The 18732-nt window shown below is 58.0% G+C and carries 22 protein-coding genes and 4 tRNA genes; 22 read left to right on the forward strand and 4 right to left on the reverse strand.

Going from position 1 to position 18732, the window contains the following annotated elements; translation table 11 throughout:
• Positions 1-88: 88 nt before the first annotated feature.
• The 5 genes from MESS4_RS14685 to MESS4_RS14695 all read left to right on the forward strand — a co-directional run bounded on the left by MESS4_RS14685 (position 89) and on the right by MESS4_RS14695 (position 2705).
• Positions 89-167, forward strand: a tRNA-Pro gene (locus MESS4_RS14685).
• A tRNA-Tyr gene (locus MESS4_RS33540) sits at positions 168-240 on the forward strand. It abuts the tRNA gene before it with no gap.
• Between the two features lie 436 nt (positions 241-676).
• Positions 677-877, forward strand: a complete 201-nt coding sequence (locus MESS4_RS33545) for a hypothetical protein (RefSeq protein ID WP_006332062.1) — start codon at positions 677-679, stop codon at positions 875-877.
• A gap of 64 nt (positions 878-941) precedes the next feature.
• Positions 942-1448 (forward strand): hypothetical protein, encoded by a 507-nt coding sequence (locus MESS4_RS14690; RefSeq protein ID WP_157385590.1) that lies wholly within the window; start codon positions 942-944, stop codon positions 1446-1448.
• Positions 1449-1487: 39 nt separating this feature from the next.
• Positions 1488-2705, forward strand: a complete 1218-nt coding sequence (locus tag MESS4_RS14695; protein ID WP_006332064.1) for a hypothetical protein — start codon at positions 1488-1490, stop codon at positions 2703-2705.
• Here the strand turns inward: MESS4_RS14695 and MESS4_RS14700 are convergent.
• Positions 2692-3240: a hypothetical protein gene (locus MESS4_RS14700; RefSeq protein ID WP_157385591.1), complete on the reverse strand. Its 549-nt coding sequence runs from the start codon at positions 3238-3240 to the stop codon at positions 2692-2694. The genes MESS4_RS14695 and MESS4_RS14700 overlap by 14 nt on opposite strands.
• Positions 3241-3295: 55 nt before the next feature.
• Here MESS4_RS14700 and MESS4_RS31210 point away from each other — a divergent pair, with 55 nt between their 5' ends.
• The 12 genes from MESS4_RS31210 to MESS4_RS14760 all read left to right on the forward strand — a co-directional run bounded on the left by MESS4_RS31210 (position 3296) and on the right by MESS4_RS14760 (position 10673).
• Positions 3296-4174, forward strand: a complete 879-nt coding sequence (locus tag MESS4_RS31210; RefSeq protein ID WP_051070888.1) for a hypothetical protein — start codon at positions 3296-3298, stop codon at positions 4172-4174.
• Positions 4161-4457 (forward strand): hypothetical protein, encoded by a 297-nt coding sequence (locus MESS4_RS14710; RefSeq protein ID WP_006332067.1) that lies wholly within the window; start codon positions 4161-4163, stop codon positions 4455-4457. Before MESS4_RS31210 ends, MESS4_RS14710 begins: the two co-directional genes overlap by 14 nt.
• Positions 4454-4894, forward strand: coding sequence for a hypothetical protein (locus MESS4_RS14715; protein WP_006332068.1), 441 nt, complete (start codon positions 4454-4456; stop codon positions 4892-4894). Before MESS4_RS14710 ends, MESS4_RS14715 begins: the two co-directional genes overlap by 4 nt.
• On the forward strand, positions 4891-5415 hold the full coding sequence (locus MESS4_RS14720; protein ID WP_006332069.1) for an HD domain-containing protein: 525 nt from the start codon (positions 4891-4893) through the stop codon (positions 5413-5415). The genes MESS4_RS14715 and MESS4_RS14720 overlap by 4 nt, the downstream gene beginning before the upstream one ends.
• A gap of 68 nt (positions 5416-5483) precedes the next feature.
• On the forward strand, positions 5484-5702 hold the full coding sequence (locus MESS4_RS14725) for a hypothetical protein (protein WP_006332071.1): 219 nt from the start codon (positions 5484-5486) through the stop codon (positions 5700-5702).
• Complete coding sequence (locus MESS4_RS31215) at positions 5699-6229, forward strand: HNH endonuclease signature motif containing protein (RefSeq protein WP_006332073.1); 531 nt, start codon at positions 5699-5701, stop codon at positions 6227-6229. The genes MESS4_RS14725 and MESS4_RS31215 overlap by 4 nt, the downstream gene beginning before the upstream one ends.
• 19 nt (positions 6230-6248) lie before the next feature.
• Complete coding sequence (locus MESS4_RS14735; protein ID WP_006332075.1) at positions 6249-7100, forward strand: hypothetical protein; 852 nt, start codon at positions 6249-6251, stop codon at positions 7098-7100.
• Positions 7101-7138: 38 nt separating this feature from the next.
• A complete protein-coding gene (locus MESS4_RS14740; protein ID WP_036241312.1) occupies positions 7139-8320 on the forward strand; it encodes a hypothetical protein in 1182 nt (393 codons plus the stop codon).
• Positions 8311-8844 carry an HNH endonuclease gene (locus MESS4_RS34990; protein WP_006332078.1) on the forward strand — a complete coding sequence of 178 codons (534 nt, stop codon included), beginning with the start codon at positions 8311-8313 and terminating at the stop codon, positions 8842-8844. Before MESS4_RS14740 ends, MESS4_RS34990 begins: the two co-directional genes overlap by 10 nt.
• Positions 8841-9605, forward strand: a complete 765-nt coding sequence (locus MESS4_RS31220) for a hypothetical protein (RefSeq protein ID WP_006332079.1) — start codon at positions 8841-8843, stop codon at positions 9603-9605. Before MESS4_RS34990 ends, MESS4_RS31220 begins: the two co-directional genes overlap by 4 nt.
• A 244-nt stretch (positions 9606-9849) precedes the next feature.
• On the forward strand, positions 9850-10395 hold the full coding sequence (locus MESS4_RS33550; protein ID WP_157385592.1) for a hypothetical protein: 546 nt from the start codon (positions 9850-9852) through the stop codon (positions 10393-10395).
• Positions 10396-10451: 56 nt separating this feature from the next.
• Entirely contained in the window at positions 10452-10673 is a 222-nt protein-coding gene (locus MESS4_RS14760; RefSeq protein ID WP_006332082.1) for a hypothetical protein, read from the forward strand.
• Between the two features lie 1636 nt (positions 10674-12309).
• On the opposite strand, the gene MESS4_RS14770 is transcribed toward MESS4_RS14760, so the two are convergent.
• Positions 12310-12386 (reverse strand) — tRNA-Pro (locus MESS4_RS14770).
• 147 nt (positions 12387-12533) lie between these two features.
• Here MESS4_RS14770 and MESS4_RS14775 point away from each other — a divergent pair.
• From MESS4_RS14775 to MESS4_RS14785, 3 genes are all read left to right on the forward strand, one after another.
• A complete protein-coding gene (locus MESS4_RS14775) occupies positions 12534-12839 on the forward strand; it encodes an ETC complex I subunit (RefSeq protein ID WP_006332084.1) in 306 nt (101 codons plus the stop codon).
• A gap of 61 nt (positions 12840-12900) precedes the next feature.
• Positions 12901-12977, forward strand: a tRNA-Arg gene (locus MESS4_RS14780).
• Positions 12978-13192: 215 nt separating this feature from the next.
• Positions 13193-14413: an anion transporter gene (locus MESS4_RS14785; protein WP_036241372.1), complete on the forward strand. Its 1221-nt coding sequence runs from the start codon at positions 13193-13195 to the stop codon at positions 14411-14413.
• On the opposite strand, the gene MESS4_RS14790 is transcribed toward MESS4_RS14785, so the two are convergent.
• Positions 14376-14990: a TetR/AcrR family transcriptional regulator gene (locus tag MESS4_RS14790; RefSeq protein WP_006332087.1), complete on the reverse strand. Its 615-nt coding sequence runs from the start codon at positions 14988-14990 to the stop codon at positions 14376-14378. The genes MESS4_RS14785 and MESS4_RS14790 overlap by 38 nt on opposite strands.
• Before the next feature lie 84 nt (positions 14991-15074).
• Between MESS4_RS14790 and MESS4_RS14795 the strand changes: the two genes are divergently transcribed.
• Positions 15075-15959, forward strand: coding sequence for a crotonase/enoyl-CoA hydratase family protein (locus MESS4_RS14795; protein WP_006332089.1), 885 nt, complete (start codon positions 15075-15077; stop codon positions 15957-15959).
• Here MESS4_RS14795 and MESS4_RS14800 read toward each other — a convergent pair.
• The gene (locus MESS4_RS14800; protein WP_006332091.1) at positions 15956-17125 is read right to left on the reverse strand and encodes a cystathionine beta-lyase; all 1170 of its coding nucleotides are present in this window, start codon (positions 17123-17125) and stop codon (positions 15956-15958) included. The genes MESS4_RS14795 and MESS4_RS14800 overlap by 4 nt on opposite strands.
• A gap of 549 nt (positions 17126-17674) precedes the next feature.
• On the opposite strand from MESS4_RS14800, the gene MESS4_RS14805 reads away from it, so the two are divergent.
• Positions 17675-18703 (forward strand): amino acid ABC transporter substrate-binding protein, encoded by a 1029-nt coding sequence (locus MESS4_RS14805; RefSeq protein ID WP_006332109.1) that lies wholly within the window; start codon positions 17675-17677, stop codon positions 18701-18703.
• Positions 18704-18732: the final 29 nt, after the last annotated feature.

Consider the following 18732-nt stretch of genomic DNA (forward strand, 5'->3'; position numbering starts at 1 on the left):
TTGGTCGATCAAGCGGTTGATGACCGAAATTAATAAGTGCGTAGTGATGTGTTCAAACTGTCATCGAAAACATCACTACGTTAGATATCTGGGTGTAGCTCAGCCTGGCCAGAGTGCTCGGTCTGGACCCGAGAAGTTCGTAGGTTCAAATCCTACCACCCAGACCACGGAACGTAGCTCAAGTAGAGCCCTGCATTGATAAAAGCGGTTATGGAGGTTCTACTCCTCCCGTTCCGTCCACAAACAGCGCATAGCCCAGCCGGGGGTGGCGCATGTAACACCGGCAGTCAGAGCGAGCCGCCCTCCTTTCCAGCGCAAGCTGTACTAGGCCGTGATCTGATGGGTAGAGCGTTTTACGCCTATCCTAACCAGTTCTCGTAATCCACCGACCATGATCGGGGTCTTCATGGAGGCCGCAAGAACTGGTTTGGACAGGTGTAGGCACCCACACGGACCATCGGTCGACCGGACCATCCCAGCTCTTGGCTATGTCAAAGGCAACGTCCAGGTCCATGTCGATGAGAGCGAACCGGATCAAGTCGAACGCCACCCTCGATGAGATCGAGGCACTGGCTGTGTACCTGCGTAAGGTCGTGCTGCACTAGCTGATCACTTGGAAACAGAACGATCCGCCTGGCCCCACGTTATGGGGCCTTTTTCATTTTGGAGAACCATAATGAGCCGTGAACAATTCCTCGTGGAAGTGATCCGTGAGAACCACCAGTGGCATCTCGATTACGATGATGTCGAAGGCTACCCAGGCAGCGATCTGCACACCCGGAACCTCGAAGCACTGGCACCACTCAAACCCCGCTGGCCCATGCTTCTAAACCTTCGCAAACAACACAAACGTAAGGATCTACCCAATGCCTCGTGAACAGGAGGTTAGTGATGTTTTCGAGCCAGGAGACATCGTCCGTCTCCGATACGGCACGGCCTCAATGATCGTCATCCAGGCCGGCCCCACCCACCTAGTCGCCCGCTACAAATCTGACCCTCATGGCAGATCGTATGGCACCCCACAACCCCGCAGAAACTCGGACTTTGTCCGGATTGAAACAAAGGAAACCATCACCATGTCGAAGCTTTACCAGACCATCACCGAGCCCAATCGCTTCGGCTCGTTCCTCGCTCACAACAGCGCCGGCCAGATCGTTCTCGAAATGAAGGGCACCAGCGGCGGCGTCGAGGCCTTCAACCCCGACGCGGTCGAAGAGGTTCGTCCCTACACTGTTGCGGCAGTCAGTGGAGGTTCTCCCAGGCACTTCATCACCAAGAAGGGCTCTGTCGACAAGGGCGATGTTGTTCTGACACCAACCGGCATGCTGCTCCACATCATCCGGCTCGACACCAAATCCGCGAAAGTCGAGGGCACCTTGAAGGGACGCAAGCTCCTTTCGGAAGCAGTCGATCTGCCGGCGAACGAGCTGGAAGAAATCGAAGACTGATCAACCTACCCGACCCGTTCCTTTGGAGAAATCTCGAAAATGGCTTCGTTCGAAATCGTTGAAGTGACCGGCGCCGGCAATGTGTCTTTGCCGCATCTTGGCGTCTTCCCTGACGGCAAGATGGCTGCTGGTGTCGTAGCGTCCATGCTCCTTCACAATCCCGAGAAGAAGTATCAGCCTCGTCCGATCATGGTGTCGGCTGACTGGCGTAAGCGGGAGACAGAAAAGAACCACCCGCACTTACCATGGGGGGATGCCCTCAAGCCGATCCCTGACCACTTTGCCTGTGTGTCGGACAAGGACCCGGCAATGGTCTCATACTTCGCGAGTGAGAACTCGGGCAAGCTCGACCGGCGGACCAACGTCCACGTCAACCGCTATCTGCTGGAGTTCTATAGCTTCTTGCCGGTGGACACGCGGCGTCGACTGGTTTGGAACTTTACCGGAGAGAACCCGGCAAATCTGCTGTTCGCCTCAACCGCCGAGGACATCGTCGACATTTACGAGCGCGGTCCCAGCTCCTGCATGTCCCACGAGTCTTCCTACTACGCTCCGGATGAAAATCCAACGGCCGCCTACGCAGGTCCTGACCTACAGCTGGCGTATGTCAATGATGAGTATGGCGATCCTGTTGCCCGCACCGTGGTCTGGCCTGCAAAAAAGATCTTTTCCACGATCTATGGTGACGAGGAGAAACTTCTGCCTGAACTGAAGAAGCTCGGCTATCGGAAATCGTTCTTCGAGTTCGAAGGCGCTCGTCTGACACTTCGGAGAGCCGGGGGATATTTTGCCTATGACGGCGAGGATGTCTCTGGCTATCTTTGCCCCTACATCGACTTCGCGAGCAGTGTCGAACCCATCGATGGCTACCTGGTCGTCACCCGCAAGGGAAGATATGAATGCCAAAGCCAGTCTGGCGTCGCTGAGAGGGCCGCAAAACGTTGCTGGAAGTGCAAGAGCATGCGCAACCAACATGCCTTCTTTGATGTGGACGAATATCCCACCGAGTCCGTCTGTCAGGACTGTGCTCACGACAAGCTGGTCATCTGCGCCTACGAGCAGCGTTACCTCTCACTCGGTTGCGATGCCCATGCCATCAGTGGTGGCCGATACGTCGGCAACTATGCCTATCGACATCACACCTTCGTCTGCCTTGGCAATGGTCAGCGCTACCTTCAAGACGAGGCGGTCTACCATCAAGGCGACAAGTACTCGGAAGAGGGTCTCGCTCAGTTTCTGAGGTCTAAAGCGGCTTAGCACCTTTCCGAAGATTATCAGGCGCCCAGAGTGGTTGATAGTTGGTGTAGTGGCAGGCCTGCAAGAACTGGTCTCGATCAGTCAGATCGAACGAGGCCAGAGGTCTCTTGTGGTCCAGATGCCACTCACCATAGTTCTGCCAGGTCATACCGGGTTGAAACAGGCTGGTGATGATGATCCGGAGCGTCAACAACGTGCAGCCTAAATCGGCAACGGCTGAGCCCTGACCCTTCACAGCTTTGTAGAGCCGTGACCGCAGGTAAGCCGCCAACTTGAAGGACGGGTCCACAGCCCTGCGTCGGTTCTTGTACTCTCGGCTTTTCTGGAGGTGAGCTTGCTTACGTCTTTGATAGGTTTCTGCATTGGAAGCTGTCGAACGTAGGGGATCAGCTTCTTTCCACTCCTTCGCAGCGAGTTTCAACCTGTCCTGATTGGCGAGGTAGTAGCCCTTTGCGTAAAGCAACCTCTTTTCATGGTTCTTCAACCGGTAAAGTCTTGCATTTCTTCTCTTCATCTCAGGGTCGGCATAAGGCATCAACCTCATATAATGAACCGAAAAGGTCCAAACAACTATGCAAGAATTTCTTAACATGATCCGCTACAAGCGCCCGGCGTTCTCCGCGACGGAAGAGATCTTCGTGAACAAGTTCATCCGTCCACTCGGCACCAAGACCGATAAGTTTGGCAACCTGATGAAGTCGATCGGTGATCACCCGAACACCCTTTGGTCCTGTCACACTGACACGGTTCACTGGACTGAGGGTCTACAGAAGGTCATTCACAACGACGACACCGTGGCGCTACCCGAGTCCTCGCACTCAAATTGCCTGGGTGCCGACTGCACCGCTGGTGTCTGGTTGATGACGGAGATGATCAAGGCCAAGGTCCCCGGCCTCTACGTGTTCCATCGCGACGAAGAGAACGGCGGCGGTGGTTCCATGCACATCGCCAGCAAGACTCCTGATCTGCTCAAGGACATCGACGCGGCCATCGCCTTTGACCGCTTCGGCACCAAGTCGGTCATCACCCACCAGTTCGGCCGCTGCTGCTCAGACGACTTTGCAGATAGTCTTTGCGAGCAGCTGCCGGGCTCGGAGAAGGACGACAGTGGCCTGTTCACTGATACGGCCAACTACGTCGATCACGTCTCGGAATGCACAAACATCTCGGTCGGCTACGCCGGCCATCATAGCCACAAGGAAGTCCAGAACCTGAAGTTCTTGAACGATCTCAAGAACCGCATGATCAAGCTGGACACCAGCAAACTGCGGTTCTCTCGCGACTTGAAGGACACCGGCTACCCCCGGTACAAACCGCAGTTTGCAGCCAGTCGTTTCGATGACTGGGTGTCCAAAACCAGAACTCTGGAAGACCTTATACGTGCCAACCCCGGCGCAGTTGCAGACCTGTTCGAAATGTACGGCCTGACGGCCGGCGATCTGGAGGAGCACATCCATGGCTCACATTAACATCTGTGGGAACTGGGGAACGCTCGTCGTGAATGCGGAAACCGGGGAGGTGGAAGATCACCACCTCAACGGTTCCGGATACCAGCACATCAAGAAGTTCGACATCGCCGAATATACCAAGGCCTATGGCCAACCTCCGGTCGGCGATCTCGACATCTTGGACCTTGGCTACTGGGCTGGCGATGGAACCTACATCGAGGCTGACGAGTACCATCGCGAGATGACTGGCACCGGCTGGTCACCAATCATAGCCAACGAAGCGACGGGAAGGGTGCTGCAATGACCAAGTGGCCTGATCGACTTACGCTGCGAGACACCAAAATCCACGCCGATGAAGGTCAGCGCATCTACACGACCGCCACTGGGTACGGCTACGAAAAATGTGAATACATCCGCGCCGATCTCAACGCACCGGAAGTCAATACCGATCGATCTCTCGTAGACGAACTGACAGGAGCGCTCCGCTTCATCATGGCCTTCTACGAACCCGGCCAGCGCTACCTCGACACCGAAGCATGGAAGCATGCAGAGGCCGGTGGCCGGCGAGCGCTGGCTCGTGGTGAAGCTGCTCTCAAGGAAGGGGTTACCAGCGTCCCCCAGCTCGGCGGTGCGCCTGACGATCTGCACAACTTGATCAAGGTCACGTTCGCGGACATGTCCATCGAGCGGATGAATGAGGTTTGTCAGCAAGTCCTATCGATGCGGAAGGTGACAGCATGAGCATCGTCAGCCAAGCCTCATACTTCACCGCTGGCGCCCACGCAGCGGTGGGCCAGAAGAGAAAGTACTGCGGGGAGGACTACATCCACCATCCCGCCCGTGTTGTCGCCCTGGTGCGCTCTGTGACCCACAATCAAACGAATATGTGTGCCGCAGCCTGGCTGCATGACACCGTCGAGGATACCAAGGTCACGCTTGAGCAGATCGCCTTCCACTTCGGCGAAGAGGTGGCGGCTCTGGTTGAGCAGCTTACTGACCCATCCGTGCCCTCAGACGGTAACCGTGCCGCTCGCCGAGCAATCGACCGTGAACACACGGCCAGGGCCTCGCCCGATGCCAAGACCATCAAGCTCGCTGATCTGATCGACAACGCTTCGTCGATCACACAAGCCGACGCCTCCTTCGCCAAGGTCTACATGACCGAGAAGAAGGCGCTGCTCGAAGTCCTGACCGAAGGACACCAGTCCTCCTCGCGAAGGCCAAGCAGCTGGTCGATCAATATTTCGATCACCAATAGATAACCGCCCAACACTCCTTCTCACTTTCAGGGAACAACACAACATGACGACAAGTCATGAGAGGAAAACGCATGTCAAATTTCCAGCTCTATGCCGTAGAGCCGCAGCAAGATGGGACCGAGGATATCTTCGGTCCTGAAGTCGCCGCTGAGATGAAACTCCCGTTTGATTACGGCTGGGACCACTGGAGTGTATACCAGGGTGCTCACAAGGTCGCGGACTTCACTGACTACCAGCTGGCCTTCAACACGGTCTCAGCCCTTAACGCCACGATGCTGCTTGCATCGTGATCCTAACACAGGAAATCCTGCTTCAGCTTCTCACCTATGATCCCGAAACAGGAAAGCTTCGGTGGCGTGAGAGGCCTGAGTCTCTCTGTAAATCACGCCAGTCTTGGCGAGCCTTCAACTCACGATGGGCTGGCGAGGACGCATTCACAACCATCGGCAAGAACGGCTATCACAATGGCTCCATCTTCGGAAAGAAGATGTACGCCCATCGTGTCATCTGGATGATGGTCTACGGTTATTGGCCTGACGAAGTGGACCATGATGATGGCGTGAGGCCGAACAATATCCTCACCAATCTGAAAGATAAAGACCACGCTGGAAATATGCAGAATATGACGAAGCGTGAGGACAACAGCAGCGGCCAAACGGGTGTTTCGTGGGACCAGCACCGCCAGAGATGGCAAGTCCACATTACTCACAACAAGAAACACATAGCTCTAGGTCGGTTCGTCTCAAAGGACGAGGCCATCTCTCGTTATAGGGAGAAGAAAACCACTTTGGGCCTCTCTGAGCGGCACGGCACCTAACCAATCAAGGATCAACTATATGCTTATCGCGCAACAAGACTTTGTCGCCCAAACGGGTGGCATTTCCGAGACCAAAGCCTTTGGTTTTGAAATGAATGGCTTCGCATTCCATACGGTGATCTCTGGCATCTATGCAGATAAACTGCGGGCTCCGTTCCGAGAGCTGGCAACCAACGCCAGAGACGGCCATGCTGCCAAGGGCAACCTCTACCAGCCCTTCGATGTCTTCTTACCGTCGAAGTTGGACCCGACATTCAAAGTGCGTGACTACGGTATATCGCTCAGCCACGAAGAGATCATGGGCATCTACACGACCATGTTCGCTTCGACTAAGCGTGGCTCGAACGAAGCCACGGGGATGATCGGTCTGGGGTCCAAGTCGCCCTTTGCTTATACATCGGTCTTCACCGTTATCGCCTACCTCGGTGACTACAAGCGGACCTACTCGGCCTTCATCGGCACAGATGGTGTCCCACAGATCGCCTTGCTCGACATGTGTCAAACCACTGAGCCTGATGGCGTTGAGGTATCGTTCCCTGTCAAGGTCGAGGACGTGGACAAGTTCCGCAACATCGCTCCCGACGTGCTCTTCGGCTTCGATCCTTTCCCCAACATCTTGAATGAGCAATTCGTTCGTCCAGCCCCGGTGACCCTCTACCAGGGGATGGCTGGACTCTCTACGATGCTAAGACTGTACCGTTTGGAGCCAAACTCATGGCTCGGCAAGGTGGGGTCTGCTATCCGATCTCGCCGACCTCGCTCAGCATCACAAGCACACTCTTCAACTGGCCCGTCGTCATCGACTTCCCGATTGGTGACCTGTCAGTTGCCACCTCTCGCGAAGCTCTCGGCTACGACAGTCGCACTATAGCGGCCATCACCAAGCGGATCGACGAGACTGTGCTGGGCATGACCGAGCTGCTGAAGGATGAGGTCAGCGCTGCCGCCAGCTACCTCGAAGCCTGCAATATCCTGGCTGAAGGCAAGCATCACAATAGCCCTAAGAAGCCTCTGTTCGACCTTGTCGGCGCTCACCTGACCTGGGGCGGGAAGCCGCTCGTGGAGAAGATCCGGTGCCGCTCATCCTGGATCGGTGCTCACGGTGCCGAGCTGCGGCCCAGCAAAATCGCGATGGGTCAGCTGCGCAAGTCTGTCGCTCACAGGCCCCAGTCGGTCAGCGAGATCTTCGCCAGCCCCAAGGAGATGATGGAGACCTTGGTCTACGTCGAGTTCGAGGGCCTCAGGTTCGGCCCCTCCCGGATGCGACAGGCCATTCTCGACAACACCGACAAGAAGGACATCCTGTGGATCAGGGCGACCAACCTGACCACGTTGGCGCCGCTCATCGAGGGGCTTGGCGGGCCTGAGTGGACCGACCTGGGTGTGGTTCCGCCGCTCAAGTGGGAGAAGGGTCCAAAGACCGCAGCCAGGAAGCTTCAATATCTGTCGCCGGCGGGGTCGGTTTATCGCCAATATGAGCTGATCGCGACGTATGACACAGTCGTGCCTACTGACGAGATGTTCTACGTCAAGCAGGACTCAGCCGATTTTGATCTGAACGGCAAGACGGTCAGCAAGAAGGACCTTCACAACGCGATCAACAATCTGATGAAGGCCGGCGTCATCCCGCGTGGCGAGAAGGTCTATCTCCTTAATAAGGCGGCTCAGAAAGTTCTCGACACCGTGGACATGATCGACCTGAGCGTCTTCGCCAAGGAGAAGCTGGCCGATATGGTCGACGCCACAAGCCTGCGCCTGCCTGACGCTAGCTGGCAGGCTAGGGAGCGGGTCGACAAGTGCCAGAAGGTGCTGAGCGCCGAGGTGCCAGTTCCAGCCGAGATCCTCTCTGTCTGCAACCTGGTTGTCGACGACGCGGCAGGCCCGAAGGCCACGTTGGCGTCGGATAGTCCTCTGATGGAGGTCTACCGGAGGTACTACCCCGCCGAGTACGCAGCCGCATCTTCGAGGGCCGACCCCGTCGTCCAGGCCTACCACGAAATGCTGGAGACCTATCCGCTGCTCAATCACACGATCTCATACCCAACCAAATTCAACCACTACATGGCTTTGCTGGTCAACCAGTGCCCTTAGAGCAATCGGTCCTCCAAGAGCTTCTAGATTATGACCCAGTTACAGGACGGCTCACCTGGAAACGTCGTGACCTGAAGTGGTTCAAAGCTGAGCGTTGGCAGAAGCGGTGGAACACTCGACACGCTGGAAAAGAAGCTTTCACCTCGATTAACAACCGAGGCTATCTGTCAGGGTGCTTGTTGGGAAAGAAGGTTCTTTCTCAGCGAGTCATTTGGATCTGGATGACCGGTGAAATTCCTGTTGAGGTTGATCACGAGGATGGCGTCCGAACCAACAATCGCTGGACGAACCTTTTCAACAAATCCCACCAGGATAATAGCCGAAACCAGCGACTTCGGAATACCAACTCCTCGGGTTTCATGGGAGTCCACTTCAACACGAAGTGGGGAAAATATGTCGCCCAAATCCGTGAAGGCACGGTTCTACATCTCGGCGCCTTCGACACAGCCGAGGCTGCTTCAGCAGTCTATGAGAAGGCAAAAATTGCTTTCGGATACCACTCAAACCATGGACGACAAATATGAACGCAATCCCATACACCATCTCCCGTGACGCCCTCACGGTCTTCCTTCAGGGCGTGCCTCATTCCATGGACGACAGCCACCCGAACTACACCCAGGTCCGGGACATGCTCGGCACCGATCTCGACGAGGATGAGCTGATAAAGCTCGTCTCCTATCGCGAGGAGCTGAAGGCGATTACCGACAACTACGGTGATGTATCAGTCGGCGTGGACTGCGTCCTTTACAAGGGTAGGGCAGTCTCCACCTACCTGACCCAGAGCATGCTGACCCTGATGGGTCTCGGCAAGGACATCGGCCCTTGGGCTCGGTTCATGGACAAGCTCTATCTAAACCCGTCGAAGACGGCGGTTGATGAGCTGTTCCTGTGGCTGGAGAAGGCCAACATGCCGATCACCACCAACGGCAACTTCCTCGCCTACAAGAAGGTCAGGGACGACTACACCTCGTTCCAGCTAAACCCCGATGGCACCAGTGTCGACAACCGCGTCGGCGCCAGCCCCTCGATGCCTCGCAACGAAGTCGACGATAACCGCGACAAGCACTGTAGCGCCGGCCTGCACTTTTGCTCTTGGCACTACCTGCCTCACTACAGGGGCGGTCAGGGCAAGGTCATAATCGTCGAGGTCAACCCGGCCGACGTGGTGGCGATCACCGCCGACTATCAGAACTCCAAGGGCAGGGCCTGGACCTACAAGGTGGTCGGAGAAATCGACCAGGTCCACACCGAGTTCGCCTTCGCGGGAGTACCGCTCGCCGACTAACCCCCCGTACTTCCCACCCCTGCAAAGGCTCGCTTCGGCGGGCCTTTTGCTTTTATGAGGAACTTTCCAGAATGCACTTCCATTTGACGGAGGTGAGTACGAACAGCAAAACAGGCCCAATCCCCGTAGCCACAGTTTCGAACGAAAGTTGTCCGACGAGCTGTCCGCTGCTCGGCGCCGGCTGCTACGCGGAAAACGGCCCTCTTCGTATTCACTGGGACGCGGTGACGAAAAAACAAAAAGGATGGAATTCGAAGAATTTACTAAAAGGGTTAGAAAGTTGCCACGTCATGGGCTTTGGAGGTATGGACAAGCGGGTGACTTACCGGGGGAGGGTGATACAATTGATCCAGTTCAACTAATTGAGTTGGCCAAAGCGAACCAGAACCGACCGGTGATCGCCTTCACCCACAAGCCTCCAACGGAGGAAAATTTGGAAGCACTCCAACAGGCTTCCGACCTGGGGTTCAAGGTCAATCTGTCCGCCGACAACATGGCGGAAGCCGATGAATTCTGTGATCTGGGGGTTTCGGTCGTCGTCGTCCTACCACTTGAGTATTCGAGAAAGACCAAGGGTAAAGAGTGGCTGGAAACGATTACCGCTTATAAGGAGAGAACAAAATCTCTCCCAAAAACCACGCCAAAGAAAAGGCGAATTGCTGTTTGCCCAGCAACCTATACCGACACTCGTTGCAGTGAGTGCCGGATATGCTCAAACCATGAAAGAAACGGGATAGTCGTCGGGTTCCCCGTCCATGGGTCGAGAAAACTAAAGATTAAAACAGGGTAAAATGCGGTGGATCAACTTCACCTGGGTGAACAACACCCGAAACATTGAGGCATGAAATGAGTAGCGTAATCGATGCACTAACAGCGGAGGTGATAAACAACCTCTTACGAGAGCTTGCGTCAGAACTAGACCTCCACTACGAAGAGGGTGATTTCTTCGCCCTAACGCCGACCCTCGATCGAATGAAGGCTGCCGCCACGCTGGTTGAGAAGAACGGCTTCGAACTTCCTGACAGCTACCGACACATCCTTCGTCGCTATAATATGCAACGCCAATAATATAAGAGGTGGCTAATCTGCCCGCTTTTTTATCACAAAGATTGATATTTGTTCTGGTAGTACCAAAACGCTCTTGCTCTTTGTTTCACGCTGTAACATAAGCGTTAACAGGGCTTCGAAACCCGGATCGCAATAGAGGGCACCCTGTGCTCTCGAACTCGTGGCGTCACTTGGCGGTGTCGCCCAAACCTGGCTTTGGCCGGGGGCGGTGCGTCATGTCCAGGCGAGAGCTAAAAGCCACCGGCTTGTCTTGCGACAAGTTTCGAACCCCCGGCTCGGGGGCCGAGTAAGCAGTGAAACTTTTCCTCGCAACCTCTTGGGACCGTTGCAAAAATGTACCTAGTACTGTCGGATATTGCGCCTCAGCTTCAGGTGTCGACGAGGACTCTCGCCTACTGGGCACAGAGAGGTATGCTTCCCGGAGCTATTAAACTGGGACGTATATGGAAGGTAAGGTCTCGCGAATACCACCTTTGGCTCAATCAAAAGCATGAAGCAGGCATCCCATGGCAGAATTGTACAAACGTCCTGAGTCCCCCTATATCCAAGCTTACATTACCGTCGACGGCGTCAGGTCACGTATCAGCACTCAGGAAAAGACTAGAAAGCTTGCCAAAATCAAAGCAGACCTGATTGAGAAGAGGAGGAACGAAGAGGCAGAGGCTGCCAAGATAACAGCCCAAGCGCAAGCCGGTCTCCGGTTTGTCGACGCGTGCGATCGATTCTTCATCGTAAAGACCAATTTGCAGCCAAAAACGGTTGTCAACTACAACAGCAATATTGCGAATATCTATAGGGTATTGGGCGATTTCGTTCTCCGAGCCCTTACGATAGCCGACATCAAATCCTACGTGTCAACTCGTATCCAGACAGTTGGCTCGGTAGCGATCAGAAGGGACCTTGGGTTCCTGTCCTCGCTCTATAACACGGCAGAAGATTGGGAGGACGAGAAGCTTCCGAACATCGTTTCTCAGTATGACCAGTCAGGGCTTCCTGAGGCGGTCGAGCGCAAGAAGTGGCTCCGAGGGCACGAGGTCCAGAGGCTGTTGGACGCCTGCACGGCTGTCTATCAGAAGCTCTTTATCTACCTCGCGGTCGACACCGGCATGCGGTCGGGAGAGCTGAAATGCCTGAAGTGGGAAGACATCGATTTCAAACGTCGTGAGATTGTCATCGGCAACCAGGAGTGGAACCGGACGAAGAACGGCGAGACCAAGATCATCTACCTGAGCGATCGGTCGTGTAGCGCACTTTTGCACACACAGAAAGGGTCGAACTCTCAGTGGGTTTTCCCATCACCGACCAACACCGAAGAGGACAACCATATCACCACCACCAAGACCTGGTGGAAGGGTGTGACGACACGAGCAAAGCTGGAGGGAGTGAGATTTCATGATTTAAGACATACGTTTGCGTCCTGGCTGAACCAGACGGAGACCGGAGAAATACCCTCTATGGATTTGCTGGGACACAAGACCAGCTCGATGGTCAAGCGGTACTCTCACACGTCCCCGGAACAGCTGAAGGCAGCGATTCGAAGATTGGAGGGTTACACAGAATTGGACACAGGACCTTCTGGTTTTGAAAAGACATTGAAGCGTCGAGTGAGAAAATCCAAGAAAAACAAAGGCGTTAGTGGTCGGAGTGGAGAGATTCGAACTCCCGACCCTCTGGTCCCAAACCAGATGCGCTACCAGGCTGCGCTACACTCCGAACGGTCTGTTGCCTAGTGATTTCGGCCCGGCAACGCAAGTCCAAAAACCGACGACACGAAAACCATCCACCTTGCCGCCGACGCCATTGCGCAGTAATGACGGGGCATACAGCGGCGGTGCCGCTGCACGTTAGAACGAGGTGGCCATGTCCGCGCGCATTTTCAGCCCAGCCAAAACCGCGATGCAGTCCGGCAAGGCCAAGACCGGCCACTGGGTGCTCGAATTCGATCCCGAGATGCGCAAGAAGATCGATCCGCTGATGGGCTATACCACGTCGGGCGACATGCGCAGCCAGATCAGGCTCACCTTCGACACCAGGGAAGAGGCGGTCGCCTATGCGCAGAAGGAGGGGCTCGCCTTCCGCGTCGAGGAGCCGAAGGAAACCAAGCGCCGCCAGATTTCCTATGCGGAGAATTTCCGCTATGACCGCAGGACGCCCTGGACGCATTGACCGGCAATGCCGGGAGTTGATTCCGGCGCATGATTTCAGCCGGCCCATGGGTCGGCGCAGCGGTCCCGTAGCTCAGCTGGATAGAGCACCGGCCTTCTAAGCCGATGGTCACAGGTTCGAATCCTGTCGGGATCGCCAATCTCTTCAGGTCCGTTCCGGACGCATGTGTCCCAATTTGCACCGGAAAGGCTGGCGAAGCCTGTCTTTTTTCGGATATCGCTAGTCGTCCGGTCGGCGGACAGGATTCGGCGTCGCGGACACCTCATGTGCTTGCGTTCATTCCATGTCCGCAGTCGAAGAGGGGTGGACCGTACTCGCCAATGGCGGCCAATCTGAACGGGGTGGATCCGCGAATGACACTGACGGGCGCGGCGGCGTTGCTGATCCTGATCCTGACCTATGCCGGCGTTGCCATCGGCAGGATCCCCGGGCTGCGCCTCGATCGTGCAGGCATCGCGCTGCTCGGCGGTGCGGCGATGATCGGCATCGGCGCGCTCGGCATGGAGGACGCCTACCGCGCCATCAACTTCGACACCATCACGCTGCTGCTCGGCATGATGATCGTCGTCGCGCATCTGAAAATATCGGGCGCCTTTCGCGCGCTCGGCGCGGTCGCCATCGAGCATGCGCACGCACCCTTCATGCTGCTGGTCATGGTGACAGTGCTGACCGGTCTCTTGTCGGCTTTCCTGGTCAACGACGCAATCTGCCTGGTCATGGCGCCGATCGTCGTCCACGTTACCCGCGTTATCAACCGCAACCCGGTTCCCTACCTGATCGCCACGGCCACCGCGTCGAATTGCGGCAGCGTCGCCACCATCACCGGCAACCCGCAGAACATGGTCATCGGCGCACTGTCGGGGATTTCCTATCCGGCCTTTTCGGCTGCACTTGCGCCGGTGGCGCTGTTCGGCCTCGTCGCCGTCATCGTCATCGTGCGCATCGTCTACCGGGCCGAATTCGCGCGCCAGACCGAGCTCAGCCCCGAAGTCTATCGCGGCCGCATGCTGCCGGGTCAGGTGCTGAAAGCGTCGGTCGTCTGCGTCGGGCTGGCGATCGCCTTCTTTGCCGGGGTTCCTGTCGCCAAGGCAGCGCTGATCGGTGGCGCCATCCTCCTGGTCACCCGCGCCATCAAGCCGTCGCGCATCTACCGCGAGATCGATGGGCCGCTGCTGTTCATGTTCGCCGGCCTGTTCGTCGTCGTCGCCGGCGCCGAAAAGACGCTGCTCACGCCCGACATCGTCGCCTCGGCAAAGGACCTCGGACTGGGCGATGTCTGGCGGCTGTCCGGCTTCACCGCGGTGCTGTCCAACATCATGAGCAATGTGCCGGCGGTGCTGGCGCTGCGGCCGTTCATTCCCGGCCTCGAAAACCCCGAGCGCGCCTGGCTGGTGGTGGCCATGAGCTCGACATTGGCCGGCAATTTCACGTTGCTCGGCTCAGTCGCCAACCTGATCGTCGCCGAGCAGGCGCGGGTTTCCGGCACGCCGCTCTCCTTCGGCGCCTTCTTCAAGGTCGGCCTGCCGCTGACGCTGGTCACGTTGCTCGCCGGAACGGCGTGGCTGGCGTATTAGGCGCGCCGGATCTTGCCTGCACAAGCATTGCGGCGGCATGCCCGGCCGCTTCGACATAGTCGGGATTGCGGTGGATGAGCATGATCGAGAAGGCGCCGTCCATGAGAAGCACGATCTCGCGCGCCAGCATTTGCGGCTCACTGATGCCGTGGCTCGACAGTTCGCCGGCCAGCCATGTCTCGAACCTGGTCTTGTGCCGCGCCCCGGCCTTGACCGCGGGATGTCCGGGCATCGAGGCCAGTTCCGCCGCTGTGCGCAGGAAGCCGCAGCCTTTCCATTTGGGGTGGCGGGTCACACGCGCCAGATTGGTGAAGATCGCTTCCACCTTCTTGTCCGCGCCGCCTTCGGCGTCGTCGAACCAGCCGGCCATCTGTTTCAGATTGGGCTGATCGCGGCCATCGAGATAGGCGGCGATCAGGTCGTCCTTGCTCTTGAAGTGATAGTAAAGCGTGCGCTTGGTGAGGCCGGCCTTTGCGGCCACCGCGTCGACGCTGACGCGGCCGATGCCTTCGCCATAGAAGAGCTTCGTCGCGGCATCGACAATGCGCTTGCGGGTAGAACTTGTGGCTTCAGGCATGCTGCCATGTATACCGACTAGTGAATATACATACAATGAGGAACCTGATCCTTTGCGGCCATCGCATGCCGGAAAGGGAAAGAGATGACCGACCTCGTACTGAGCGAAACGCGCGACGGGATCGCGGTGCTCACCCTCAATCGCCCCGAAAAACTCAACGCCTTGAACTACGCGCTGATCGACCGGCTGCTTGCGGTTCTCGACGACATTGAAGTCGACGATGCCGTCCGCGCGGTCGTCCTCACCGGCGCGGGCGAGCGCGCCTTCTCCGCCGGCGGCGACATTCCCGAATTCTCCGCCAGCGTTGCCGGCGGCGCCGATATCGCGCTGCGCGACTTCGTCATGCGCGGCCAGCGGCTGACGGCGCGGCTGGAAGCCTTCCGCAAACCCGTCATCGCGGCCGTCAACGGCCTTGCCTTTGGCGGTGGCTGCGAGATCACCGAAGCGGTGCCGCTCGCCATCGCCAGCGAGCGCGCGTCGTTTGCCAAGCCCGAGATCAATCTTGCCATGCCGCCGACGTTCGGCGGAACACAGCGCTTGCCGCGGCTGGCCGGGCGCAAGCGCGCGCTCGAATTGCTGCTGACGGGCGAGGCATTCTCGCCGCGGCGTGCATTTGAGCTCGGTCTCGTCAACCAGGTGGTGCCGCATGAGGATCTGATGCCGGCGGCGCTCGATCTCGCCCGTCGCATCGGCCGCCACTCGCAAGCAGCGGTCGCGAGCATCCTCACGGCAGTGGCGCGTGGCCTCAACCAGAGCATCGCCGAGGGCTTGCTGGTCGAGACCGAGCAGTTCGCCCGCATGGCCCCGACCGCCGATCTGCGTGAAGGGCTGGATGCCTGGATCGCACGGCGCGAGCCGAGCTATGACGGTTCGTGGGCGCATATCGCGCGGCCGGATGAGGCGAGGAGGGCATCGCTGGCGCAGGACCGGGGCGGCACCGGCGTCAAACGGCCATGGCCGGCGCCCTAACCGGCGGCCGCCGCCGCCAAGCCACGGGCAAGATCGGCCTTGAGGTCGTCGACATCCTCCAGTCCGATCTGCAGGCGGATCAGTGGTCCGTCATAGGGGCCCTTGGCGACGGTGCGGTCGCCGAGGAAGACCGGCACCGCAAGGCTCTCATAGCCGCCCCAGGAATAGCCGAGGCCGAATATGCAGAGCGCATCGAGGAAGGCGTGCTGCTGTTTCTGGCCGCCACCCTTGAGAACGATCGAAAAGATGCCGCTGGAGCCGCAAAAGTCGCGCTTCCACAGCCCGTGGTCGGGATGGCTGGGCAGCGCCGGATGCAGCACGCGCGCCACGCCGGGCTGGCGCTCGAGCCAGCCGGCGATATCGAGCGCGCTGCGCTGATGGTGGTCGAGGCGCACGCCCATCGTGCGCAGGCCGCGCAACACCTGGTAGACGTCGTCGGGTCCGGCGCAGCAGCCCATCGTGTAGAAGGTTTCGCAAAGCTGTTTCCAGCAGGCAGCGTTGGCCGACACCGTGCCCAGCAGCACGTCGGAATGGCCGGCCGGGTACTTCGTCGCCGCGTGGATCGAGATGTCGACGCCGTGGTCGAGCGGGCGGAAGTAGAGCGGCGTTGCCCAGGTGTTGTCCATCATGACGATCGCACCCGCGGCATGTGCTGCCTTGGCGATGGCCGGTATATCCTGCACCTCGAACGTGTTGGAGGCCGGCGATTCGGTGAACACCACCCTTGTGTTGGGCTTGATCAGCGCCGCGATGCCGGCGCCGGCATGCGGATCGTAATATTCGACGTCGACGCCCAGCCGTTTCAGCATCGTGTCGGCGAAATTGCGCGTCGGGTGATAGACGGAATCGACGATCAGGAGATGATCGCCGGACGACAGGAAGGCCAGCAACGGCACCATCACCGCCGCCAGGCCCGAGGGCACCATGATCGTGCCGGCCGAACCCTCCAGCGCGTCGATCGCGGCGGCCAGCGCATCGGTGGTCGGCGTGCCGCGCGTGCCGTAGGTGTATTTCTGGCTGCGCGCCGCCATCGCCGCCGCATTGGGATAGAGCACGGTCGAGGCATGCACGACGGGCGGATTGACGAAGCCGAAATAGTCGAGCGGATTGTTGCCCGAGTGGGCGAGCCGCGTGTTGATGCCAATGTCGCCGCCGTTTTTTGCCATTGCTCTTTCGCTCTGTAGTGAAGCGCTAGCCATAGTGCGGCGGCACGGGTCGTGCAACCGCCCGGCATCGGCCAAGCAGCCGACTTCGAATACGCCAATTCTCTTGGCGATGTGGCAGTGATGCCGAGTAGGTCCGGAGGATGGATTCCCTAATGCATGTCGCACAAAAGTGCGCAGCGGTTTTTGCGATAACGACATGCATGAAAACAAGACCTTAAAACGCGTCGCATGAATCCGTTCAAATGCGACGCGCTTTAAGGAAACCCGCATTGGCGCTGATCGGATTCTGCCAATTCCGTTTGCGTTGCTTGCTACTTTCCGATGCGTTTGTCTGCAATTCAGGCATTTCAGGCAATTGGTTTTCAAACTCTTTCGGTTTCGGTCATTTCCCTTGACCTCACGGGAATAATCGCCTTCGATGCAGTTTGTGAATGGGAGGCAGCGCGTCGGCTACGATGCGGGGGTTCCGGGAATGGGCCGGAACCGGAGCTGCGTTCACACGGGAAAAAGATCAGGCTTTGCCTGACAACAGAAAAGGGTCTGTGGGTCATGAAACACATTGCAATCGGCATTCTCGGCGCCGCCACGCTTGGAGTGATGGCTTCGGCCGCATCGGCGAGCACGCTCGACGATGTCAAGGCGAAGGGCTTCATCCAATGCGGTGTCTCAACCGGTCTGGCCGGCTTCTCGGCGCCGGACGACAAGGGTGACTGGCAAGGCATCGATGCGGATTTCTGCCGCGCCGTCGCGGCCGCCGTCTTCGGCGACGGCTCCAAGGTCAAGTTCACACCGCTCAGCGCCAAGGAGCGCTTCACCGCGCTGCAATCCGGCGAAATCGACATCCTCTCGCGCAACACCACCTGGACGATCAACCGCGACACGGCGCTTGGTCTGAACTTCATCGGCGTCACCTACTATGACGGCCAGGGCTTCATGATCAACGCCAAGAAACTGCCGGGCGTCAATTCCGCGCTGCAGCTTTCCGGCGCGGCCGTTTGCGTGCAGAGCGGCACCACGACCGAGCTCAACCTTGCCGACTATTTCAAGTCGAACAAGATGGAGTACAACCCGGTTGTCTTCGAAAAGCTGGACGAGGTCAACGCCGCCTATGACGCAGGCCGCTGCGACGTCTACACCACCGACCAGTCGGGCCTCTACGGCATCCGCCTGACGCTCGCTGCGCCGGCTGACCATGTCGTGCTGCCCGAAATCATCTCCAAGGAGCCGCTCGGACCGGCCGTGCGCCAGGGCGACGACCAGTGGTACCATATCGTCAAATGGACCTATTTCGCGCTGCTGCAGGCAGAGGAACTGGGCATCACCAAGGCCAATGTCGAGGAGATGAAGGCCTCGGACAATCCCGAGATCAAGCGCGTGCTCGGTCAGGAAGCCGAAACCAAGATCGGTACCGATCTTGGCGTCTCCAACGACTGGGTCGTCAACATCGTCAAGACCGTGGGCAATTACGGCGAACTGTTCGAACGCAATGTCGGTTCGGGCAGCCCGCTGAAGATCGCGCGCGGCATCAACGCGCTGTGGACCAAGGGCGGCCTGCAATACGCTCCGCCTATCCGCTGATCGAAATGTGATCCGGAAGGCAGATCGTC

It is taken from the genome of Mesorhizobium sp. STM 4661 (assembly GCF_000359125.1).
In the GTDB taxonomy this organism is placed as follows: domain Bacteria; phylum Pseudomonadota; class Alphaproteobacteria; order Rhizobiales; family Rhizobiaceae; genus Mesorhizobium.